Source organism: Streptomyces sp. MAR4 CNX-425 (genome assembly GCF_048656465.1).
Taxonomy (GTDB): Bacteria; Actinomycetota; Actinomycetes; order Streptomycetales; family Streptomycetaceae; genus Streptomyces.
In genome coordinates this window covers 385980-406296 of the sequence record NZ_JBMDLF010000002.1, presented here as the reverse complement: position 1 = coordinate 406296, position 20317 = coordinate 385980, and the positions used below count along the sequence as shown (strand labels likewise).

The window sequence follows — 20317 nt, the reverse complement described above, 5'->3', positions numbered from 1 at the left end:
GCGGTCAGCTGGCGCCGATCATCTCGACCTCGCCGCCGAGCTGCTGCACCTTGCCCTCGGCGGGGACGTGCGCCGCGTTCTGCACGGCGTAGTACTCGCGCACCCCCAGCGGCTCCTTCTCCTTCACGTACAGCCTGGTGGCGTCGCCCGGGATGATGTGGAAGCCCGGGCGGGTCGCGAAGTCCACCCGCGCGTCGTACGAGTTGAAGACGGCCAGCGCGCCGCCGTCGGCCGTGCGCAGCGCGTAGACGTCCGGGAAGGCGGGCTTGTACGCGTCGTCCCACTTGCGGTTCTCGGACTCGAACTCGGTCTCGAAGAAGCCGTCGTGCTCGGGCCTGATCCAGTCCCGGCGGGTGGTGTAGTCCTTGACCATGTTCTTGCGCACCTCGCTGTCCGCGAGGATCCTGCCGTCCTTCTTGCCGCCCGAGATGTAGAGGTCGTTGACCGCGTCGTCGAGGCCGTCGAGCGCGGTGGTGCCGACCTCGGCGCCGGCGGGCAGCACGGTCGGCAGGCCGCCCTCGCCGCGGGCGACCTCGGGCAGCCGGCCCTGGATGCCGACGGAGGCGACGTTCTTCCACGTGTCGCCGGCCCGCTCGAAGACCAGCAGGCTGCGGTCCCCCTCGTCGAAGCCGGGCCCGGCCACGGGCGCGTCGACCATGTACCAGTCGCCGCGGGCCGGGATGTGGTACTCGGCCTTGTCGGCGAGGTAGCGGAACGGCTTCTTGTAGAGCTTCTGGTACTTCTTCTCGAACGTCGGGTACTGCCGGTACTGCGCCCGGCTCTGCTGGAACAGCGCGCCGCCCTCGACCTCGCCGAGCGTCTCGCGGTCGAGTGCGGCGTTGGCCGCGTTGTTGGCCTCGACGTAGTTCTCCAGCACCGTGCGCGCCCGCGACTCACTGATCACCGGGCGGGGCCCGGCCGCGTCGTCCCCCCGGTCGTCCGCGTCGTCGTCCGAGCCGCCGCTGCACGCCGTGGCCAGCAGCAGCGCGACCAGCCCCGAAGCGGCGGCGGATATGGCGGTCTTGGTCGTGCCCATGGGCGGAACCCCCCGATGCGGTCAAGATCAGTGGTCGTGGCGAGTCTAAGCACAGGCCCCGCCGCCCCCGCGCCCACCCCCGGACGCCGTGGCGCGCGCCGGCTCACGCGTCACCCGCGCCCGCGCACACCCGCCCGAGCTTGTCGGGGTTCAGCACCGCGAAGATCCCGCGGATCCGCCCCTCGTGCGCGTCCAGGACCACCACCCGGTACGAGCCGGCCACGCTGATCGACAGCGCCGGCGCGCCGTTGACGTCGATGACCCGCCCGTTCGTCAGCGGGTAGCGGGTGACCAGCCCGCGCAGGAACGCCGTCACGTTCGCCCGCCCCACCACCGGCCGCAGCGCCGCGCGGATCTTGCCGCCGCCGTCGTTCCAGGCCACGACGTCGTCGCTGAGCAGCCGGGTGAGCGCGTCGAGGTCCCCGCCGCGCGCGGCGTCGAGGAACCGGGTCACCAGCCGCTCGTGCTCCTTCGCGGACAGCTGGAACCGCTCCGCGCCGCCGGCCAGCCGCTGCTGCGCCCGGCGGTACAGCTGCCGGGCGTTCGCCGGGCTCACCCCCACCGTCCGCGCGATCTCCTCGTGCGCCAGCTGGAACGCCTCCCGCAGCACGAAGACCGCCCGCTCCGGCGGCGTCAGCCGCTCCAGCAGGTGCATGGTCGCGTACGCGACGGTGTCCTTGAGCTCCGCGGTGTCCAGCGGCCCCAGCTCGTCGGTCGGCACCGGCTCCGGCAGCCACGGCCCGGGGTACGCCTCGCGCGTGACCCGGGCGGAGCGCAGCTGGTCGAGCGCGAGCCGGGAGACGACGGTGGTGAGGTACGCGCGCGGCTCGCGCACCGCGCCGCGATCCGTGCGCTCCCAGCGCAGCCACGCCTCCTGGACCACGTCCTCGGCGTCCCACATGCTGCCGAGCAGCCGGTAGGCGAGGCCCAGCAGCAGCGGCCGGTACCGCTCGAACTCGGCGGTGCTGTCCATACGTCCTCCCGCACGACGTGCGTGGTGCGTGGTGCTCGGTGCTGTGGTTCTCCGGTGCGGTGCCGCCCGTCAGGCCGAGGCGACGCTGCCCGCCGCCTCGGCCTCGAAGCCCGTGCGCCACGAGGCGTGCCGCGGCCGCCAGTCGAGGGCGAGCTTGGCGCGGGCGTTGTCCGCGCCGCGCAGCCGGGTCAGGAAGTCGACGCCGTAGCCGCCGACCGCGAGCCGGGCGAGCGCCGCCGGGACCGCCTTCGGCGGCCGGGCGCCGAGGAGCCCGGCGAAGACCGGCAGCCAGACGCGTACCGGGGCGGGGTCGTCGTCGACGATGTTCAGCGCGCCCCGCGCCGGCTTGTCCAGCGCCGCGACCACGGCGGTGGCGGCGTCGTGGGCGTGGGTGAAGGAGAACACCGCGGTGCCGCCGCCGACGAGCGGGACCCTGCCGGCCCGCACCTGCGCCGTGAACGCGCCGTCGCCCGCGCCGGCCGCCGCCGCGCCGATCGCGTAGCCGGAGCCCGGCCCGTACAGGTGCCCGTAGCGCAGGACGAGGCCGCCGGCCTCCCCGGTCAGCCGCTCCAGCTCGGCCAGCGCCCGCAGGTTCGGCGCGAACTGCCGGGCGGGGCGCGGCCAGAACGGCACGTCCTCGTCGGCGGGGCCGGCGCCGTCCGGGTCGTAGCCGTAGGCGAGGCCCTGGGCGATCACGCGCCGGGCGCCGGCGGCGCGGGCGGCCTCGTACAGGTTGCGGGTCCCCTCGGTGCGCAGCCGGTTGGTCGCCGCGAACTGCCTGGCCAGCCTGCGCGGATCGGGGGCGGGCGGGATGGCGGTGAGCATGTTGACGACCGCGTCGGGCGCCGCGTCCTGCACGGCCCGGGCCAGGGCCGGGGGGTCCAGCGCGTCCGCGACCGCGACCTCGGCCCCCGCCTGCCGGGCCCCGGCCGCCCGGTCGGCCGACCGGGCCAGCGCGATCACGTGGTGCCCCACCGAGGTGAGCAGCGGCACCAGCGGTGTCCCGACGACTCCGGTCGCTCCTGCCACGAGTACGCGCATGACTCCTCCTCGGTCCCGGGGCCCGGCTCGCCCCGGCCGCCCGCGTCATGCCCACTGGACGGGTGGGTGCGCACGCCCGTGACAGCCGGCGCGGGTGAGCCGCGTCACATCACCGGGGCGGGCCGGAGGGCGTCACCCGCCGGTGGACAGCTGCCGCTCGGCGGCGGCGAGGATCTCGGTCACCCGCAGTCCCAGGCGCACGTCGCGCGGGTCCGGCCGGCCGCTGCCGGCCGCCTCCAGCAGCGCGTCCACGGCCCGTACGAAGGCGGGCACGGGCCCTTCGTCGTCCCGGTCCGGCGCCGTCCGCACGCCGGACGATCCGTGCAGCTGCACGGTGACGCCGGCCGCCGGCGCCGGCATGGTGTGGGTGAGTGTGCACGTGCTGGACGCGCCCGCGTCGTGCCGCAGCGTGAGGTGCACGGTGTCGCCCGGCCCCCGCGCGGCCGTGACGGCGCCGGGCGCCGCCGGGTCCACCTCGCCGAGCACCGGCAGCAGCATCGACAGGGCGTGCGGCCCGACGTCCCAGAGCGCCCCCTTCTCGCCCCGCCACGGCGAGGCGGCGAACGGGCTGTCCGAACCCGCGAAGACCGGCGAGAGCCAGTCGGCACGGCCCAGCTGCCAGCCCTCCTCGCCGGCCCGCTCGGCCAGCCAGCGGGCGGTCTCCTCGCGGAAGCGCAGCGTGAAGAAGACGACGGAGGCCACCCCGGCGCGCTCCACCGCCTCCACCACCCGCCGGGCCGCGGCCACGTCGGTGGCGACCGGCTTGTCCAGCAGCAGGTGGCAGCCCGCCGCCGCGGCCCGCTCCGCCAGCGGCGCCTGCACGTCCGGCGGCAGCGCCACCGCCACCGCGTCGCACTCCGCGAACAGGGCGTCCACGTCGTCGTACGCGCGCGTGGAGAAGCGGTCGGCGACCGCCCGGGCCGCCTCGGGACGCCGGCCCCACACGCCGGCGATCTCCGCCCGCGGGTGTGCCTGGAGTCCGGGGCCGTGCGCACGCTCTGCCCAGGGGCCGGTGCCGAGGAGTCCGAATCGCATGCGCCGAGTCTACGATCACCGGGTACGCGGCGGGCCGGGCGCCCCGCGCGGGGAGGCGACGCCCGGCGCGGGCCGGCTCACTCCTCCGGGCGCGCCCGGCTGGGCTGCACGCGCTTCGGCTCGCCCGCCATCTTCGGGTGGTCCGGCGGATAGGGCAGGTCGCCGTGGCCGTGGTCCTGCTCCTGCCGCTCGGACAGCTCCAGCAGCGGCGTGATGTCGAAGGCGTGCCCGTCCATGTCCGCGTGCACGTCGCCGACCTCGGCGAAGCGTTTCGGCATGGTGACGAGGTCGAAGTCGTCCGGCTCGGCGTCGTCCACCTCGTCCCACGTGAGCGGCGCGGAGACGGGCGCGTGCGGGTGCGGCCGCACGGAGTAGGCGGAGGCGATGGTCCGGTCGCGCGCCATCTGGTTGTAGTCGACGAAGACCTTCTCGCCGCGCTCCTCCTTCCACCACGCGGTGGTGACCTGCTCCGGCATCCGCCGCTCCAGCTCCCGCCCGGCGGCGATCACCGCGCGCCGCACCTGCACGAACGTCCAGCGCGGCGCGATCGGCACGAACAGGTGCATCCCCCGCCCGCCGGAGGTCTTCGGCCAGCCGGTGAGCCCGTGGTCGCCGAGGACGGCGCGCATCTCGTGCGCGGCGCGCACCGCGTCGTCGTAGTCCGTGCCGGGCTGCGGGTCGAGGTCGATGCGCAGCTCGTCGGGGTGCTCGGTGTCGCCGCGCCGCACCGGCCAGGGGTGGAACGTCAGCGTGCCGTACTGCGCCGCCCACACCACCGCCGCCGGCTCGGTCGGGCACATCTCGTCCGCGTACCGCCCGCTGGGGAACGTGATGCGGGCGGTGGGGATCCAGTCGGGCGTGTTCTTCGGCGCCCGCTTCTGGTAGAAGGACTCGCCGCTTATCCCCTCCGGGTAGCGCTCCAGGGTCGTCGGCCGGTCCCGCAGAGCCCGTACGATGCCGTCGCCGACGGCGAGGTAATACCGCGCGAGGTCGAGCTTGGTGTATCCCTTCGCCGGGAAGAACACCCGGTCGGGGCTCGACAGCCGCACCGTCCTGTCGCCCGCCTGGAGCTGAATCGCTGCACCCATGTGCGCAACGGTAAGGCGGATGTCCGAATCCCGCCTTACCGTGGCGCACATGGACCTGCCGGTGATGCCCCCCGTGAAGCCGATGCTCGCCAAGCCGCAGAAGAAGCTCCCGCCCGGAATGCTCTACGAGGCCAAGTGGGACGGCTTCCGCGCCATCGTCTTCCGCGACGGCGACGAGGTGGAGGTCGGCAGCCGCACCGGCAAGCCGCTCACCCGCTACTTCCCGGAGCTGGTGGCGGCCATGAAGGCCAACCTGCCCGAGCGGTGCGTCGTCGACGGCGAGGTCGTCATCGTCCGCGGCGACCGGCTGGACTTCGACGCCCTCACCGAGCGCATCCACCCCGCGGACTCCCGGGTGCGGCTGCTCGCCGAACAGACGCCGGCGAGCTTCGTCGCCTTCGACCTGCTCGCCCTCGGGGACGAGTCGCTGCTGGACACCCCGCAGTCCGAGCGCCGCGCGGCGCTGCTGCGCGCGCTGGCGGACGCGGCGGCGCCGGTGCACATCGCGCCGGCGACGACGGACCTGGCGGTCGCCGAGTCGTGGTTCGAGCAGTACGAGGGCGCCGGGCTCGACGGGATAATCGCCAAGCCGGCCGGCCTGCCGTACCGGCAGAACGAGCGGGTGCTCGTCAAGGTCAAGCACGAGCGCACGGCCGACGTGGTGCTCGCCGGCTTCCGCTGGCACAAGTCGGGCCCCGTTATCGGCTCCCTCCTGCTCGGCATCAACGACGACCGGGGCGTGCTGCAGCACGTCGGGGTGTGCGCGGCGTTCTCGATGAAGCGGCGGGCCGAGCTGGTGGAGGAGCTGGCGCCGCTGCGGATGGACACGCCCGAGGAGCAGGCGGAGCACCCGTGGGCGGACTGGGCGAACGAGGACGCGCACGAGTCGGCGCGGCTGCCGGGAGCGCCGAGCAGGTGGAGCGGGCAGAAGGACCTGTCGTGGGTGCCGCTCAGACCCCAGCGGGTGCTGGAGGTCGCGTACGACCACATGGAGAACGGGGCCCGCTTCCGGCACACCGCGCAGTTCCGCCGCTGGCGCCCGGACCGTACGCCGGAGAGCTGCACGTACGAGCAGCTGGAGGAGCCGGTGAAGTACGACCTGAACGAGGTGCTGACCACCCGCCCGCGGGAGTGAGCGGGCGGGTGCGCGGCCGCCGCCGCGGGTGCCGCTTCCGGCTCCCGGGGGCGGCGTAACGGAACCTGCCGGTCAGCCGGAGTTGGCCTCCCGGACCCGCCGCCTTCGCCGGCCGCCGCCACCATGTCCCCATGGATGCCTCCGCCCTGGCCCGCTCCCTCTTAGAGCCCGTCCCCGCCCACCGCACCGCCGGCCTCACGGTGCTGCGCGCCCTCGACGGCGCCGCCGAGGTCGCCGTCGAGTCCCCCGGCGTGCTCGGGAACGTCATCGGCTCGCTGCACTCCAGCGGCCTCGCCACCCTCGTCGACGCCGCCGGGCTGGCCGCCATCCTCTCCGCCGGCGACGCGCCCGGCGAGCTGGAGGGCGTGCTGCCGCTCGGCGCCTCCGCCTCCTTCGAGTACCTGGCGCCCGCCCGCGGCCGGCTCATCGCGTCCTGCAAGCTCAGCTCGTCGACCGTCCAGGTGCTGCGCCCCGTCCTCGCCGGCACCGCCGACCGCGCGCGCATCAGCACGCAGGCCGTCGTCACCGACGAGCGGCACACGGTGGTGTGCCGCGGCGGCTTCGAGTGGAGCGTCCGCCGCGTCACGCGCGCCGCCGCCCTCCGCCCGCGGCTCTGAACCGCCCGAGGCGGCCCGCGCTCAGCCGCCGGCGGACGCCGCGAACTCGGTGAGGAACGCGTCGCAGAACGCCTTGAGGTCGTCCGGCTTCCGGCTGGTGACCAGCGTGGCGGGCCCCTCGCGGCAGACCTGCACCTGCGCGTCGACCCAGGTGCCGCCGGCGTTGCGGATGTCCGTCTGCAGGCTCGGCCACGAGGTGAGCGTGCGCCCGCGGACGACGTCCGCCTCGACCAGCAGCCACAGCGCGTGGCAGATCGCCGCCACCGGCTTGCGGGCCTGGAAGAACCCGCGGGCGAACCACACGGCGCCGGGGTCCATGCGCAGGAAGTCCGGGTTGGCGACGCCGCCGGGCAGCACGAGGGCGTCGTACTCGTCGGTGGTCGCCTCGGCGACGGTCTGATCGACCTCGAACGTGTCCGCCTTGTCCAGGTGGTCGAACGCCTGCACCCGCCCCGGCCGGGTGGAGACCAGCCTCGGGGTGTGGCCGGCGTCCACGACGGCCTGCCACGGCTCCGTCAGCTCGACCTGCTCGACCCCCTCGGGGGCGACGAGGAATGCGATGCGCATGGCTACGTCCTTTCCGTGGTCACGGTGTGTGACGGCGCACCGGACGCGCCGCCGGCGAAACCCCGTCCGGTCCTGTTCCGGAGCGCCACCTCCGGGTACCCGCGCCGCGTAGCCGGACACGTGCCGAAAGCCGAGGAGGAACCCCATGACCACCACGCCGAGCCGGGCGGCCCCGGTGCGCAGCCCGCTGCCGGAGACCACGGGCCGCGCGACGGCCGCCGCGCTGCAAGGCGCCCTCGTGGATCTGCTGGACCTGTCCCTGGTCGCCAAACAGGCGCACTGGACGGTCGTCGGCCCCCGGTTCCGCTCCATCCACCTGCAACTGGACGAGGTGGTGACCACCACCCGCGGCCACGCCGACACCGTCGCCGAGCGCTCCGCCACCCTCGGCCAGGCCCCCTCCGGCACCGCCCGGACCGTCGCCGAGACGTCCGCGCTGCCGCAACCGGAGCCCGGCTGGATGCGTGACACCGCGGTCGTGGAGCTGATGATCCACGCGCTCGGCGACGTGATCGGCAGGATGCGCGAGCGCATCGACCTGACCGCGAAGACCGATCCCGTCACGCAGGACGTGTTCGTGAACCTGACGGCGGAGCTGGAGAAGCAGTCCTGGATGTTCCAGGCCGAACACGTCGGCTGAGGCCGGAGCGCTTGAACTCGGGCTGACCTGCACATCGACGTGTGACAACGCGTTCATCCGTGTTCGTGCACCTTCCGCCGTGTGACGGATGTCCGGGCGGTGGCAGCGCGACCCTCCAGGCGCCAGATGCAGGATGGTGCCGGGGCGCCCGCGGCGGGGGACGACGGGTGCGGCCGCGTGCACCCGGGGTCGCACGGGAGCAGGGGGTACCGCCCACGTGCGCAGCGCTGTGGGGGATCCCGGCGCGCCGTGGACCCGGGGGGCCGGCCGCCGGGAGGATGGGGGCATGGGAGCCACGACGCCGCGGGTCATGCGGGCCTGGGCCGTCACCGGGAGGGGCCGGCTGGAGCCGGTGGAGCTGCCGGTGCCCCGGCCCGGCCCCGACGAGCTGCTCGTCCGGGTGGAGGCGTGCGCGGTCTGCCGGACGGACCTGCACGTGCGCGACCACGACCTGCCGCCGCACCGGACGCCGGTCGTGCCCGGCCACGAGGCGGTGGGGGAGGTGGTCGCGGCCGGGGCCGCGGCGGAGCGGCGGGTCGGGTCCCGGGTCGGGATCCCCTGGCTGCGCCGCACGTGCGGCCGCTGCCGCTGGTGCGAGCGGGGCCGGGAGAACCTGTGCCCCGGGTCGCGGTACACCGGCTGGGACGCGGACGGCGGGTACGCCGAGTACGCCGTGGTGCCCGCCCCGTACGCGTACGCGCTGCCCAAGGAGCCCGCCGCCGAGGACCTGGCGCCGCTGCTGTGCGCCGGGATCATCGGCTACCGCGCGCTGCGGCTCGCCGACCTGCCCGCCGGCGGGCGGCTCGGCGTCTACGGCTTCGGCGGCTCCGCCCACCTGACCGCCCAGCTCGCCGTCGCCCAGGGCGCCGAGGTGCACGTGCGCACCCGCTCGCCCGCCGCCCGGCGGCTCGCGCTGGAGCTGGGCGCCGCGACGGCCGCGGCGGTCGACGAGCCGGCGCCCGAGCCGTTCGACGCGGCGGTGCTGTTCGCGCCCGCCGGCGGGCTGGTGCCGGTCGCGCTGGCGGCGCTGGACGCCGGCGGCACGCTCAGCGTGGCGGGCATCCACCTCACCGCGATCCCGGAGCTGTCGTACGACCGGCACCTGTTCCGCGAGCGCGTGCTGCGCAGCGTCACCGCCAACACCCGCGCGGACGGCCGGGACTTCCTCGCCGCCGCGACCGCGCACGGCGTCCGCCCGACCGTGACCCCGTACTCCTTCGACCGCGCGGACGCCGCGCTGGACGACCTGGCGGCGGGGCGGGTCAGGGGCGCGGCGGTGCTGCGGATGCCCGGCTGAGGGCCCGTACGCCGCGGGCCGCGGCCCGCGCCGCGGTCAGCCGCGCGGTACGTACACCACCCACACCTGCCCCGTGGCCAGCGGCATCGCCTCGCCGTCCGGCGTCGTGAACACCGTGCGGTCCGCCGCCGTCGGCCGGTCCCACTCCGCCGCGTACGCCCGGCCGTCGCGCAGCACCGTGGCGTCGCCGGTGCCGACGGTCTCGGTGAACGGCGAGTTGTTGCCCCACCGGTCGCCGAACGCGCCCTTGCGGATCGTCGTCTCCTGCAGCACCACCGTCGGCGGCGCGAGCCGTTCGCCGCCGCTGGTGGCCGGCGCGCCGTCCATGGAGACCTCCCAGCCGCGCCGCGCGGACGACCAGTCGAAGGTGAAGCTCGCGCCGGGCATCCGGACCGTGCGCGCGCCGGTCTTCCGGCCGCCGGCCGGGGCCGCGCCGTCCTCGTAGAGCGACGGCGCGTCCATCCCGGCGAGTTCGGGGGCGGCGTCGGTGACGCGGTCGGGCCGCAGGTAGAGGTTGTGCGGCATGGGCCGGTCGGTGCCGCGGAAGTACGCGCCGGGCAGCTGCTCGGGCGGCACCGGGCGCAGCGGGGCGCGGTTGATGTGCGGTTTGAGCCTGCCCTGCGCGCCGGAGTACGCGAGCACCGGATCGTCGTACTGCGCCAGCAGCTCCAGGTCCGTCTCGCGGGCGCTGCGCACCGGCCCGACGACGTCGGGGAGCCCGGAGGCGTAGACGGCGAGGAAGCGGCTGATGCCGGCCTCGACGCGCTCCACGTGCACGACGTCGGCGTGTTCCAGGCCCGTGTGCGGCCGCGCGGCCGCCGCGTTGTCCACCTTCACGCCCAGCACCGGCCCCTCGGGCGCCGGCGGCTCGTCCGCGGGCGTGGCCGGGGGGCTGCCGGACGGGGCGGGGGAGGCGGGGGAGGAGCGCGCCGGGGGGCGCTGCCGCGCCTGCTCGTCCGTGCCGCCGTGCGACCGGGCGAGCAGCACCGCGGTGACGGCGACCGCGGGCACCAGGAGCGCCGCCGCGGCGGTCGCGTGCTTCTTGTTCAACGAACCCCCCCACTGAACCGGACTGCCGGTGACCTACCCGCCCCGGCCGCCCGCTACCGCCGCGGCCGTCAGCGCAGCAGCCGGTCGGCGACCACGAACGCGAAGCCGGCCGCCAGCACCGCCATCGCGACCCGGGTGCGGCCCGCGCGGCTGAGCATGATCGCGGTGCCGGAGAGGATCAGCGCGCCGCCGTAGAGCGCGAACGTCAGCAGCGACGGCTCGCTGCGGAACTGCACCACCATGGCCACGCCCACCGCCACCATCACGCCGGCGGAGGTCAGCGCCCGGACGCGGCGTGCCTGCCGCGGAGTCAGGCGGGGCGGCGGCGGTTCGTCGCCGTCGGGTGCGAGCGGGTCGCCCGGGTCGCCGGCGCCGGGCGTGTGGGGGCCGCCCGCGTCGGCGCCGGGCGGGCCGGCCGCGGCCGGCCCGGCTATCCCGGTCTTCCCGGTGTCTTCGTCGAGGCCGGTGTCGTCGAGGTCCGTGTCGTCGCGGGAGGTCATGTGCGCCGAGCGTAGTGGCCCGGCCGCGCGGGGGAAGGGGCGGGCCGCGATCCCGCCGGGATTCGGGTGCCCGCGCCGCGCGGAGCGGTCCGGGAGCCCGGCGCGGGCCGCGCGGCCCGGGGGCGGCCCCCGGAAACCCCGCCCGCCGCGCTACGTTCGGCCTTCGTCCTCCTGCGCCGTGCGCAGCGTCTCCGCGGGCGGCATCCAGTCGGCCCGTACGACCGTGAAGCCCGCCTTCTCGTACGCCGCGCAGACCGGCTCGTCGTCGTCCACGACCACCGCCACCGTGCGCCCGCGGGCCACCCGGCGCAGCAGCTCCGGCTTCGCCACCCGGGCCGGCCGCCGGTCGCCGGCGCGCCGCATCCACAGCGGGCCCTCGGGCAGGCCGTGCGCGGCGAGCCAGGCCACGGTGTCCCGGCGGGTGCGCTCCGGGCGGCCCGTCACGTAGCAGACCTCGCAGGTCTCGGCCCACCGCAGGGCCAGCGCCACGCCCTCGGGCAGCGGCGGGTCGCGGGGGGCCGCGCGGAAGAAGGCGTCCCAGTCCTTGGGGGCGGACCGGACGTGGTGCAGCCGGTGCCGGGTGTCGGTGAGGGTGCCGTCCAGGTCGAACACCGCCAGGTCTCGCTTCGCCACGCCGCCAGCCTACGGGCGGCGGGCGCCGTCCCACCGGGCGGCTTACGGATCACCGGCCCCGCCCGTTACCGTGCCCCGATGGATCGACGCCAGACCGCCGGCGCCGGGATGGCGCTGGCCCTGCTGCTCGTCGTGGGCCTCGTCGTCGTGCTCACCGACGACGACCGCGGCGGCGGCGCCTGCACCGGCCTCGCGGTCTCCGGCTGGACCGCGGACGCCGCGACGACCGGCGAGTTCGAGCGCTACGGCGACGACGGCGCCCGCACCGACGACTGGACCGGCGGCGACGGCAACCACTCGGTCCGGCTGCCCGACGGCCGCACGCTGTGGCTGGCCTCCGACCCCTACCTCGGCCAGGTGCGGCAGCCGCCCAACCGGCAGGGCCAGCCGCACGCCTGGCGCGACACCTCGCTCGGCACCCCCGCCTGGACCCGCAACGCCGCCCTCGTCATGTCCCCGGACGGCCGCCTCGAACGCACCCTTCTCGGCGGCACCCCCGGCGCGCCCGCCTCGCTCTTCCCCGAGCCCGGCGCCCCGGTGCGGCAGTGGCGCTGGCCGGTGCACGCCGTGGTGGAGCCGCGCGCGCCCGGCTCGTCCGAGCAGGTGCTGCGGGTGCTGCTGTGGCACCGGCAGGAGGCGGGACAGCCGTGGATCTACGGGGTGCCGCTGGCCACCGAGGTCGCCACGCTGTCGCTGCCCGACCTGCGTCTGGAGGGCATCACCCAGGTCAACGACCAGTCCCGGGTGGCCGACCCCGCCGACCGCCTCGTCTACGGCACGGCGGCGGTCCGGCGGGGCGACTGGACGTACGTCTGGGGCGGCACCGACGGCCGCACCCCCGAGCAGGCCGAGCGCAGCTCCCGCGCGCACCTCGCGCGCGTGCCCGCCGGGCGGCTCGCGGACCGGTCGGCGTGGCGGTACTGGGACGGCGGACGCTGGGTGCGGGACGCGGCCCGCTCGGAGCCGGTGCTGGGCGACGGCGGCCGCAGGGGCGTCGGCAGCGCGTTCAGCGTGGTGCGCCGGGACGGCACCTGGGTGCTCTTCACCATGGACGCGGGCGGGCCGCGCGGCAGCGGGCTGACGAACGTCGTCTCGTACTGGGCGTGCCGCCCCGAGGGGCCGTGGCACGGGCCGGACGAGGCGTTCACCGCGCCGCTGCCGGACGACGCGGGCGGCGGCGCCGGCGCCGCGGCGTACAACCCGCAGGCGCACCCCGGCGCCGGCGGCGGCGACGGGCTGCTGGTCGGCTACGACGTGAACTGGCTGGACGCCTCCGCGGACACCGTCTCGGCCCACGTCCACCGCAACGTCGCCCTGTACCGCCCGCGGTTCGTGCGCGTACAGCTGGATCCGGTGGAGTGACGGCCGCCGGGCGCCCGTAGCGGGTGTTCCCCGTCCGGCCGCCGGACGGGCACGGAACAATGCCGTCCCATGCAGCCTCACGCCGACGACCTCATCCGCGCCCTCGACCCGCTCCCGTACCCGCAGCGCCTGCGCGAGCTGGCCGCGGCCGCCCGCGCGGCCACCGGGCGCGGCGACCTGCCCGCGCTCCTCGACGGGCTGGCCGGGCACGGCGCCCACGGCCGCCGGCTCGCGGCCTTCGCGGCGCTCGTCGGGTGCGACGGCGGATACCTCGCCGCCCGGCTGGCCGCCCCCGACCCCGCGGTGCGCGCCCAGGGCGCGAAGGCCGTACGGCGCGGGCTGGTGCCCGACGACGCGGTCGTCGCCGCCTTCGACGACGCGCCCGCCGCCGTCCGCGGGCAGCTCGTCCGCGCCGTGGTCCGCGGCCGGCGCACCGCGGTCGCCGAGGCGCTGGTCGGTCCCGTCGGCGAGCGGTGGGGCGACGCCGAGGCCGCGCGGCTGCTGCCCGCCTGCACGGAGGAGACCGTACGCCGCCTGCTGCCGGCGCTCTGGCCCGCGCTCCGCGCCCCCGCCGGCCTCGCCGGCCGGCACCCCGGGCCCGTACTCGACGAGGCGGAGCGGCAGCTGGAGCCGCTCAAGCCCGGCGGCCGGGCGGCGTGGTGGCTCCGGCACGCCGACGTCGTCGCGCCGCTCGCCGACCGCGCCCCGGACCGCGTGCTGGACCTGCTGGAGCGGTACTGCGACGGCGGGCTCCAGCCGCCCGTGCACGACCGGCTGAACCGCCTCGTGGCCGCCGACCCCGGCCGCACCCTGCGGCTGCTGCTCGCCCCGGAACGCCGCCGGGCCACCGCCTCGGGCCGGCTCCCGCGCACCGTGCTGCGGCGGCTCGTCGACGCCGCCCCGCCGGAGCTGCCCGAACTTGCCCGGCTGTGGCAGGAGAACACCACCGCGCTCACCGACCTGCTGCGCCGCACCGCACCGTCCCGCCGCGAGGCGCTCTTCGACGCCGCCATGGCCGAACGCGACACCGCCCGCGACGACTTCCCGCCCGCCCTGCTCGACGCGCTGCCCCGGGACCGCCGCACGGCGGAGGCGCGCCGGACGGCGGCCCGGCTCCGCGAGCGCGGCGCGCCCCGCGCGGCCGTCCTGCGCGCCGTGGCCTGCCTGCCGGTGGCCGAGGCCCGCGGCGAGCTGCTCGCCGCGCTGCGCCGCCCCGACCCGGACGAACGCGCGGGCGCGTACCTCCAGCTCGTCGCCAACGCCGCCCGCTCCGGCCACCCCGAGGACGTCACCAGCGCCGTCCGGCTGCTCGCCGAGCGGATGGGCAACGACCAGGACCCGGTACGCGCCACCGCCCTGCGGCAGCTCGCCGAGACCCACCCCGCGCTCTTCAACGACGACGCCGCCGACCACCTCCACCGCATAGCCGCCGACGCGATCGACGCCCGCGACTCATCCCCGGCCACCCGCGGGGCGCTGCGCACGCTGGCCGTCGCGCTGCTCCGCGAACACGCCGCGGGCGGCCGGCGCGAGCTGGTGAGCTTCTCGCTGCGCACGATCACCCGGCTCACCGGGCACACCGGCGGCGCCGACCTCGGCCGGCTGGACACCTCGCTGCGCCGCGGCCAGGAGCACGCGGTCTTCGCCGCCCTCGAACCCTGGCTGGAGGCGGGCGCGGACAAGGTCGACCACGGGCTGACGTTCGCGCTCACCCGGGCGCTGGGGCGGCGCGCCTGGGGGATGCCCGCGCTCCAGGAGTACCTGTGGCAGGCGGTCCAGTTCGGCAACGACGCGACCGCGCGCACCGCCGTGGCGCTGTGGCTGGAGCCGCGCGCGGGCCGCGGCGAGCGCGTCGGCCGGCTGCTGGCGCTGGAGCCGTCCGCGGCGGTGCTCCCCGCGGTGTACGAGGTGCTCGCCCGCACCCGCACGGACCTGCTGGACACCGTGCTCGGGGACACCCCGCCGTACGGCCGGTTCCTGCTCCGCGACACCGCCTGGACCCCGCCGGTGGTCACGCCCGAGCGCTGGACCCCCGCCCAGCAGGCCGCCGCCGCCCGGCTGCTGGCCCGCGCCGCGGGCGACGCCGGGCTGCCGCGGCACGCCCGCGTCCGCGCCCTCGCCGCAGCCGCCCGGATCCCCGGCCACGGCTTCGACGCCGCCTTCCGGCACACCGGCTCCGCGGACGTCGCCCTCGCCGAGGCCGCGCTCGTCGCCCTGGTGTGGACCGACCGGCCCGAGGAGGCGCTGCCGCTGCTGCTCGCCCACGCGGGCGGCGACCGCGCGCGCGTCGCCGTGTACGCCGCCACCCGCGCCACCCGGCACACGCCGCCCTCCCGCGTCGAGGCGGCCCTGCGCCCGCTGCTGCTGCCCGGCCCCGAGGGGCCGGCGGCCGGCGCGAAGGTCACCAGCCGCAAGGAGGCCGTCCGCCTCGCCGCCACCCGGCTGCCGGCCGCGCGGGCGGCGGAGCTGGTGGTCGGCGCGTACGAACTGCCGGACCAGCACCGCGACGTACGCGCGGCGTGCGTGGCGTTCGCCGCCGGGCTCCTCGGCCGGCCGGAGGTCTGGCGGATGCTCCAGGCGGCCGCGGCCGACGACCCGGACGTCCGGCTGGCGCTGCTCTCGCCGCAGCCGCGCGACCTGCGCGAGGAGCACCGGCCGCGGTACGCCGGGCTGGTGGAGGCCGCGGGCCGCACCGACGACCCGCACGTCGCCCGGGCCGTGTACCCGAGCCTCGCCGCCTGGGCGCCCTGGTCCCCGGGGGCCGCGGACGTGCTGTGCCGGGCGGTCACCGACCTCGACGGCCGCGGCACCTGGAAGGCCGCCGCCCACGCCCTCGTCACCCTGGCCGCCGACGCCCCCGCCGACGACCCGGTCCAGGAGCCCGTCGTCCGCGCCGCGCGGGAACTCCGCCTCCGCGCCCCCGGCCAGCCCGACGCGGAGCGGGACCGCGACCTGCCCGCACGCCGGCGGATCGTCTCCCTCGTACGGTGGCTGACCGGCTGGTCGCCGGGGCGGCGCAGCCGGCTGCGGCCGGTGCTGCACGCGGTCGCGGACGTGCTCGCGGCGGACGACGACTTCGTACCCGAGGCGGCGGTGCTGCGGTCGGCGGCGGTCGACCTGCGGGCCGGGGCCGCGGAGCTGACGGCGGCGCTGCGGAGCCTCGCGGCGCTGCACGAGGACCGGCCGATGCTGGCGGGGACCACGGCGACCGCGCTCCACGGCGCGCTGGAGGGGGCCGCGCGGGCGGGCGCGCCGGACGCCTGGGCGGAGACGGCCCGCGCGCTGGCGGCCGGGGGCGGACACGCGGAGGGCCTGTTCGCCGTCGCCCTGACGGAGGTCACCGGCGAGCGGGCCGGCTGGCCGGAGCCGTGGCGCGGCACGCTGCGGTCGCTGCGGACGCATCCGCGGCGGGAGGTGCGGGACGCGGCCCTGGCGGTGGAGGTGGCGGACGAGTAGCGGGTACGGACCGGGCCCGGCGGGCCCGTACGCGCCGGGCGGCGGCGCGCCCACGGTGCCGCTCCCCTCCGGCGCAGGGGCCGGTCGTGCGGCCCGGCCCGGACCGTACGCGCGCCGGTGCCCCGCGCGCCCGCCCGGGGGAGGCCGCCTCGGGTACGGTCCCCGCACCCGGCCGCGCCGGTCGAGGACGCTCGGTCGAAGGCGCCCCCGGTCTCCCGCTACGCCGACACGCTCCGTACCCGGAAGCCCATCCCCGCCGCCACCAGCCGCTCCGTCAGCGCCCCGCCCATCGCCTGCGCCGTCGTGACCTGTCCGGACGTCTCCGGCAGCGGGTCGTACGCCAGGCACATCGCCGCCTCCGCCAGGATCTTCGCCGTCTCGTCGTACGCCGGGTCGCCGCCGCTGACCTCCGTCAGCACCCGCCGGTCGCCTCCCGTGCCCACGAAGCGGGCCGAGAACCAGCTGCGCGCCCGGCGCTCCTCGCCCGGCCCGGTGCCCGGCGCCAGCCGGGAGGCCATGAGCCTCCGCAGCGGCGGCAGCTGCGCCGCCGCGCCGAACGCCCCCGCGCCCAGCACCAGCCCCGCGGCGACGGGCAGCCGCTTGACGGCGGCGTAGTGGCGGTAGCGGAAGTCCGGCCCGTACCGGGGGAGGGCGGCGGCCGAGCGCGCCACCACCCGGGACTCCAGCGTCGGCACCGGCAGCCCCCAGCTCCGCAGCGCGCCGCTGCGCGTCGGCGCGCCCAGGGGCGCGCGCACCCGGCGCCCGCGCGCCGGCGGCTCCGCCAGCCGGCGGGCCCGCGCCGCGCGCGCCGCCGGCAGTGGGCGGGAGACGGCCCCGAGGACGGACGCCAGCGTGCCGCCGGAGATCCGGCCCGCGGCGCGCAGGAAGCCGTCGACCCGCAGCGGCACGTCCTCCGGCAGCTGCCCGACGGTGAACCGCACCCCCAGGTCGAACGGCACGCACTCGAACCCGCAGGCGTGCACGAGCCGGGCCCCGGTCTCCCGGGCCCGCTCGTGGTGGCGCAGGTACACCCGGTCGACGAACTCCGGTTCGCCGGTCAGGTCCGCGTAGTCCGTCCCGGCCGCGGCGCACGCGGCGGCGAGCGGCTCGCCGTGGCGCAGGAAGGGCCCCACCGTCGTGGCCACCACCCGGGTCCGCTCGGCCAGCCGGCGCAGCGACGCCGGATCCGCCGCGTCGGCGGCGAGCAGCGGCAGGTCGCCCCACTCCGGCCGGACCGCGGCCACCCGGTCGCGTACGTCCGCCAGCTTGCCGGTGTCCCGCCCGGCCAGCGCCCAGCGGCACCCGGGCGGCGCGTGCCGGGCCAGGTACTCGGCGGTGAGGCCGCCGGTGAAGCCCGTGGCGCCGAACAGGATGAGGTCGTACGGCCGGGACTCGTCTGCCATGGCTCCCAGGGTGGTCCATCGGCGCCGTCCCGTCGACGCGACGGAGGCGGATTCCGCCCGCGCGTCCCCGCGGGTTGTGCCCACTGAAACGTGTTCTTATCATCTCTGGTGTTACACAGTTGGTGTCACACACTGCTGGGGGCTTGATGGGGAGCACGGGGCACGGCCCGCTGCACGGGGTGCGCGTGGTCGAGCTGGCCGGCATCGGGCCCGGGCCGTTCGCCGCCATGCTCCTCGCCGACCTCGGCGCCGACGTCGTGCGCGTCGACCGGCCCGGCGGCCCCGGGCTCGGCGTCGATCCCGCCCGCGACCTCACCAACCGCAACAAGCGCTCCGTCGTCCTCGACCTCAAGTCCGCGGCGGGCGCCGCCGCCGCGCTCGACCTCGCCGGGCGCGCCGACATTCTCGTCGAGGGCTACCGCCCCGGCGTCGCCGAGCGCCTCGGGGTCGGTCCGGAGCAGTGCCTCGCCCGCAACCCGCGGCTGGTGTACGGCCGGATGACCGGCTGGGGCCAGGACGGCCCGCTCGCCCGGACCGCCGGCCACGACATCGGCTACGTCGCCGTGACCGGCGCGCTCGGCATGATCGGCCCGGCCGGCGGCCCGCCCGCGGTCCCCGCCAACCTCCTCGGCGACTACGCCGGCGGCTCCCTGTACCTCGTCGTCGGGGTGCTGTCCGCACTGCAGCACGCCCGCAGCACCGGGGAGGGCCAGGTCGTCGACGCCGCCATCGTGGACGGCACCGCCCACCTCACCTCGATGATCCACGCCATGCTCGCCGCCGGCGCCTGGCAGGACCGCCGCGGCGCCAACCTCCTCGACGGCGGCGCGCCGTTCTACGGCGTCTACGAGACCGCCGACGGGCAGTACATGGCCGTCGGCGCGCTGGAGCCCGCGTTCTACGAGGAGTTCGTCCGGCTCCTCGGCCTCTCCGGCGCCGGGACCGGGACCGAGGCCGGGACCGGGACCGGAACCGGGACCGGCGCCCTCCCCGACCGGAGCGACCCCGCCGCCTGGGACGAGCTGCGCGCGCTGCTGGCCGCCCGCTTCCGGACGCGTACGCGCGCGGAGTGGACCGAGGTCTTCGCCGGGTCCGACGCCTGCGTCGCCCCCGTGCTGTCCCTGCGCGAGGCCCCGGACCACCCGCACCTCGCCGCCCGCGGCACCCTCGCCGAGCACCACGGCACCGTCCAGCCCGCCCCCGCGCCCCGGTTCTCCGCCACCCCCGGCGCCGTACGCCGCCCGCCCCCGCGCCCGGGCGCCGACGCCGCGGAGGTCGCCCGCGACTGGCACCTGACCGACCTGCCCGCCGCACCCACCCAGGAGGAGCGTTGAAGCGCCGGCTGTACGGGCCCGACCACGGGGCCTTCCGCGAGACCGTGCGGACCTTCCTGGCCAAGGAGGTCACCCCGCACTACGAGAAGTGGGAGGCCGACGGCGTCGTCTCGCGCGACGCCTGGCTCGCCGCCGGCCGCCAGGGGCTGCTCGGCCTCGCCGTCCCCGAGGAGTACGGCGGCGGGGGCCACGGCGACTACCGCTTCGCGGCCGTGCTCGCCGAGGAGTTCGCCCGCGCCGGCGTCGCCGGCCTGGCCGTCGGGCTGCACAACGACGTCGTCGGCCCGTACCTGACCTCCCTGGCCACCGACGAGCAGAAGCGGCGCTGGCTGCCCGGCTTCTGCTCCGGCGAGCTGGTCACCGCCATCGCCATGACCGAGCCCGGCGCCGGCTCCGACCTCCAGGGCATCCGCACCACCGCCGAGGACCGCGGCGACCACTGGCTGCTCAACGGCGCCAAGACGTTCATCTCCAACGGCATCCTCGCCGACCTGGTCGTCGTGGTGGCCAGGACCACCCCCGAGGGCGGTGCCCGCGGGCTGAGCCTGCTGGTCGTCGAGCGCGGCGCGGCGGGCTTCGAGCGCGGCCGCAACCTCGACAAGATCGGCCAGAAGGCCCAGGACACCGCCGAGCTGTTCTTCACCGACGTCCGGGTGCCGAAGGAGAACCTCCTCGGCGAACGCGACGGGGCGTTCGGTCACCTCATGGCCAACCTGCCGCAGGAGCGGATGGTCATCGCCGTCGCCGCGGCCGCCGCCGCCGAGCACCTGGTCGAGGCCACCACGGCGTACGTGAAGGAGCGGGAGGCGTTCGGCCGGGCGATAGCCCGCTTCCAGCACATCCGCTTCGAGATCGCCGAGATGGCCACCGAGTGCGCCGTGACCCGCGCGTTCGTCGACCGCTGCATCGAGGACCACGCCGCCGGGCAGCTCGACGCCGTGCACGCCTCGATGGCCAAGTGGTGGGCGACGGAGCTGCAGAAGCGCACCGCCGACCGTTGTCTCCAGCTGCACGGCGGGTACGGCTACATGAACGAGTACCCCGTGGCCCGCGCCTTCACCGACGGGCGCGTCCAGACCATCTACGGCGGCACCACCGAGATCATGAAAGAGATCATCGGCCGCTCCCTGCTCTCCTGAGAGGCTGACCC

The 20317-nt window shown here is 77.0% G+C and carries 18 protein-coding genes; 8 read left to right on the top strand and 10 right to left on the bottom strand.

The window, feature by feature from the left end; translation table 11 throughout:
- Positions 1-4 precede the first annotated feature (4 nt).
- The 5 genes from ACHZ99_RS07080 to ligD all read right to left on the bottom strand — a co-directional run bounded on the left by ACHZ99_RS07080 (position 5) and on the right by ligD (position 5173).
- Complete coding sequence (locus ACHZ99_RS07080; RefSeq protein ID WP_420303516.1) at positions 5-1036, bottom strand: hypothetical protein; 1032 nt, start codon at positions 1034-1036, stop codon at positions 5-7.
- A gap of 103 nt (positions 1037-1139) precedes the next feature.
- Complete coding sequence (locus tag ACHZ99_RS07075) at positions 1140-2009, bottom strand: RNA polymerase sigma-70 factor (RefSeq protein WP_420303515.1); 870 nt, start codon at positions 2007-2009, stop codon at positions 1140-1142.
- 69 nt (positions 2010-2078) lie between these two features.
- Positions 2079-3050, bottom strand: coding sequence for an NAD-dependent epimerase/dehydratase family protein (locus ACHZ99_RS07070; protein WP_420303514.1), 972 nt, complete (start codon positions 3048-3050; stop codon positions 2079-2081).
- A gap of 132 nt (positions 3051-3182) precedes the next feature.
- Positions 3183-4085 carry a Gfo/Idh/MocA family protein gene (locus ACHZ99_RS07065; RefSeq protein ID WP_420303513.1) on the bottom strand — a complete coding sequence of 301 codons (903 nt, stop codon included), beginning with the start codon at positions 4083-4085 and terminating at the stop codon, positions 3183-3185.
- A 77-nt stretch (positions 4086-4162) separates the two neighbouring features.
- Positions 4163-5173 (bottom strand): non-homologous end-joining DNA ligase, encoded by a 1011-nt coding sequence (gene ligD, locus ACHZ99_RS07060; RefSeq protein WP_420303512.1) that lies wholly within the window; start codon positions 5171-5173, stop codon positions 4163-4165.
- Between the two features lie 49 nt (positions 5174-5222).
- On the opposite strand from ligD, the gene ACHZ99_RS07055 reads away from it, so the two are divergent.
- A complete protein-coding gene (locus tag ACHZ99_RS07055; RefSeq protein WP_420303511.1) occupies positions 5223-6308 on the top strand; it encodes an ATP-dependent DNA ligase in 1086 nt (361 codons plus the stop codon).
- Positions 6309-6439: 131 nt separating this feature from the next.
- Positions 6440-6925: a DUF4442 domain-containing protein gene (locus tag ACHZ99_RS07050; RefSeq protein ID WP_420303510.1), complete on the top strand. Its 486-nt coding sequence runs from the start codon at positions 6440-6442 to the stop codon at positions 6923-6925.
- Between the two features lie 21 nt (positions 6926-6946).
- Here the strand turns inward: ACHZ99_RS07050 and ACHZ99_RS07045 are convergent, their stop codons facing one another.
- Positions 6947-7492: a type 1 glutamine amidotransferase domain-containing protein gene (locus ACHZ99_RS07045; protein ID WP_420303509.1), complete on the bottom strand. Its 546-nt coding sequence runs from the start codon at positions 7490-7492 to the stop codon at positions 6947-6949.
- Positions 7493-7637: 145 nt separating this feature from the next.
- Between ACHZ99_RS07045 and ACHZ99_RS07040 the strand changes: the two genes are divergently transcribed.
- Positions 7638-8132 carry a Dps family protein gene (locus ACHZ99_RS07040; protein WP_420303508.1) on the top strand — a complete coding sequence of 165 codons (495 nt, stop codon included), beginning with the start codon at positions 7638-7640 and terminating at the stop codon, positions 8130-8132.
- Between the two features lie 310 nt (positions 8133-8442).
- Complete coding sequence (locus ACHZ99_RS07035) at positions 8443-9429, top strand: zinc-binding alcohol dehydrogenase family protein (protein WP_420304004.1); 987 nt, start codon at positions 8443-8445, stop codon at positions 9427-9429.
- 36 nt (positions 9430-9465) lie between these two features.
- Here the strand turns inward: ACHZ99_RS07035 and ACHZ99_RS07030 are convergent, their stop codons facing one another.
- The 3 genes from ACHZ99_RS07030 to ACHZ99_RS07020 form a co-directional block, all read right to left on the bottom strand.
- A complete protein-coding gene (locus tag ACHZ99_RS07030; protein WP_420303507.1) occupies positions 9466-10479 on the bottom strand; it encodes a DUF3048 domain-containing protein in 1014 nt (337 codons plus the stop codon).
- 68 nt (positions 10480-10547) lie between these two features.
- The gene (locus ACHZ99_RS07025) at positions 10548-10979 is read right to left on the bottom strand and encodes a hypothetical protein (RefSeq protein ID WP_420303506.1); all 432 of its coding nucleotides are present in this window, start codon (positions 10977-10979) and stop codon (positions 10548-10550) included.
- Positions 10980-11129: 150 nt separating this feature from the next.
- Positions 11130-11612, bottom strand: coding sequence for an LNS2 domain-containing protein (locus ACHZ99_RS07020; RefSeq protein WP_420303505.1), 483 nt, complete (start codon positions 11610-11612; stop codon positions 11130-11132).
- A 78-nt stretch (positions 11613-11690) separates the two neighbouring features.
- Here ACHZ99_RS07020 and ACHZ99_RS07015 point away from each other — a divergent pair, with 78 nt between their 5' ends.
- Both ACHZ99_RS07015 and ACHZ99_RS07010 read left to right on the top strand, forming a co-directional pair.
- Positions 11691-12974, top strand: coding sequence for a DUF4185 domain-containing protein (locus tag ACHZ99_RS07015; protein WP_420303504.1), 1284 nt, complete (start codon positions 11691-11693; stop codon positions 12972-12974).
- A gap of 69 nt (positions 12975-13043) precedes the next feature.
- Positions 13044-16430, top strand: a complete 3387-nt coding sequence (locus tag ACHZ99_RS07010) for a hypothetical protein (protein WP_420303503.1) — start codon at positions 13044-13046, stop codon at positions 16428-16430.
- Between the two features lie 218 nt (positions 16431-16648).
- On the opposite strand, the gene ACHZ99_RS07005 is transcribed toward ACHZ99_RS07010, so the two are convergent.
- Positions 16649-17833, bottom strand: coding sequence for a saccharopine dehydrogenase family protein (locus ACHZ99_RS07005; protein WP_420303502.1), 1185 nt, complete (start codon positions 17831-17833; stop codon positions 16649-16651).
- A 146-nt stretch (positions 17834-17979) separates the two neighbouring features.
- Between ACHZ99_RS07005 and ACHZ99_RS07000 the strand changes: the two genes are divergently transcribed.
- Both ACHZ99_RS07000 and ACHZ99_RS06995 read left to right on the top strand, forming a co-directional pair.
- Positions 17980-19167 carry a CaiB/BaiF CoA transferase family protein gene (locus ACHZ99_RS07000; RefSeq protein ID WP_420303501.1) on the top strand — a complete coding sequence of 396 codons (1188 nt, stop codon included), beginning with the start codon at positions 17980-17982 and terminating at the stop codon, positions 19165-19167.
- The gene (locus tag ACHZ99_RS06995; protein WP_420303500.1) at positions 19164-20306 is read left to right on the top strand and encodes an acyl-CoA dehydrogenase family protein; all 1143 of its coding nucleotides are present in this window, start codon (positions 19164-19166) and stop codon (positions 20304-20306) included. Before ACHZ99_RS07000 ends, ACHZ99_RS06995 begins: the two co-directional genes overlap by 4 nt.
- Positions 20307-20317 lie beyond the last annotated feature (11 nt).